Below are 1003 nucleotides of genomic sequence, written 5' to 3' on the forward strand. Positions count from 1 at the left end.
TGCTCATGCTGAGTTTCCAGCACTAGATTAACTGCCCGTTCACGGACTTCCGGAGAGTAACGTTTGGTCGTTGTCATAGAGACCTCCACTTTTAAAGTATAGACTCTAATTTATCCGGGGTGATTCAGGTGCGGCGATGGATATTACCCCCGCGCGGCAAAAAGCGATTCTGTTTTCTGACGGCTGGATCGAATCTGGCGGCCGCATTATCATTCCGCAAGATTCCTCTATCACTTCCGCGCAGGATCTGAAAGGGAAACGCATTGGCGCTCAGGTGTCTTCCACCTATGCGCAGCTGGCGGTGGATCACGGCGCGACGCTGAAAAATTATATTGATGTGACCGCGGCGGTACAGGATTTGGCTAACGGCAATATTGACGGCGTGATCAATGATTCTATTGGCAACGCGTTTTTGATTAAAGATATGCATTTGCCGCTGCGCCAGACGCCGGATTATGTTAGCCGGATCCAGAAAGGCTTTGCCTTTACCAAAAACAAACCGCATCTGGCGGCGGCGGTTAATAAAGCGCTGGCGGAGATGGTGGCGGACGGGACCTATGCCAAGCTCGTCACTCCCATCGTCGGCTTCGATCCCTATCCGAAAGAGCCGGTCCGCTCACTGTTGCAGCCTTAAGTCTGCCGGGTCGGCGCCAGCGGAAACGGGGTAATGGCGCCGCGCGTCAGGTTTTTCTGCCGCTGGGCGGGCTCTCGGCCTGCCTTTTTTAATCAGGGTGTTGACGGTATCAATGACGCTATGGATCCTCATAAAACAACGGGTAATGCCTTCAAATAGTTGACTTTTGTGATATTCTGCCTCTATTTGAGGTTTCCACGTGGTTACAGTTTCTGTTCATTGTCCTCGCTGCCATTCAGATGAAATTTATCGACATGGCCTTAGTCCAACTAAGCGCGAACGCTTCCGGTGTCAGTGCTGTCACCGTGTATTCCAGCTTACCTACCGCTATGAAGCGCGAAAGCCGGGAGTTAAAGAGCAGATCGTTGA

The 1003-nt window shown here is 51.8% G+C and carries 2 protein-coding genes; both read left to right on the forward strand.

Features of this window, described 5'->3' with window-relative positions:
- Positions 1-136 precede the first annotated feature (136 nt).
- Positions 137-634: a transporter substrate-binding domain-containing protein gene (locus tag CINSTRO3249_RS16040; protein ID WP_254304389.1), complete on the forward strand. Its 498-nt coding sequence runs from the start codon at positions 137-139 to the stop codon at positions 632-634.
- 199 nt (positions 635-833) lie between these two features.
- Positions 834-1003: IS1 family transposase (locus tag CINSTRO3249_RS16045; RefSeq protein WP_143146886.1), on the forward strand; the 170-nt coding region annotated here is incomplete at its 3' end.

The sequence above is a fragment of the Candidatus Sodalis sp. SoCistrobi genome (assembly GCF_900143145.1).
GTDB lineage: Bacteria > Pseudomonadota > Gammaproteobacteria > Enterobacterales > Enterobacteriaceae > SoCistrobi.

Coding starts and splice junctions, on each gene's coding strand:
- CINSTRO3249_RS16040 (WP_254304389.1), top strand. CDS start 137: ATGGATATTACCCCCGCGCGGCAAAAAGCGATTCTGTTTTCTGACGGC.